Here is a 630-nt window from a genome sequence, read left to right as displayed (position 1 = left end):
AATTCGAGGCTACCGCAGCTGTAGCACCTGTCAAAAATCCCGCCTCAGGTCCTCAGGTAAAGACTTCTCGTATATAATTGTTTAAACCATTAATACTTTTTTGTGTGTTGGCATTCTCACTAATTTGCCAGTCCTTATCTCCCAGATAGTCGGAAAACATTCCAATGGTCGCTCCAATTAGCGCATCCATTTCACGGGTGCTTTTCCTTTTTTGACGGTAAAGTATATATGCTTTGGCTGTTTTGGCATGTCCGTTTTCTATGAGGAATTTTTCGACGAGATCTTGGATCGATTCTACATCCGGTTGCTTGTCCCTAAAATTTCTTTGTATTACATCTACAACCTGTCTGCCTATTTCCTCAGCACGCTCATAGTCCGATCCTCCACAAGCTGTGGCCGCTTTAAAAATTGCATGCACTATTTTCTCTTGATTGAAAGTCTCAATTCTTCCATTTCTTTTAATAATTCCTGTTATCATCGGTTAAATAACCTCCAATTTTATTAATTTTATCAATTTTTCCGATTAAAAAAGCCCCTCGACGATGAGCGCCAAGAGGCTGTGTATATCCCTGAATACAACACTAACTTATGGAACCCCCCTATCGCTCGTAGAGTTATTGGTTCATCAAC

1 protein-coding gene is annotated in these 630 nt (G+C 40.2%); it reads right to left on the bottom strand.

Annotated features, from left to right (window positions below):
- Positions 1–52 precede the first annotated feature (52 nt).
- Positions 53–478: an ATP cone domain-containing protein gene (locus ACYQ3Q_RS28430; protein WP_459931741.1), complete on the bottom strand. Its 426-nt coding sequence runs from the start codon at positions 476–478 to the stop codon at positions 53–55.
- Positions 479–630 lie beyond the last annotated feature (152 nt).

The sequence above is a fragment of the Desulfosporosinus burensis genome (assembly GCF_054657535.1).
The sequence above is the reverse complement of the archived record's forward strand: the minus strand, read 5'-3'. Positions and strand labels throughout refer to the sequence as shown.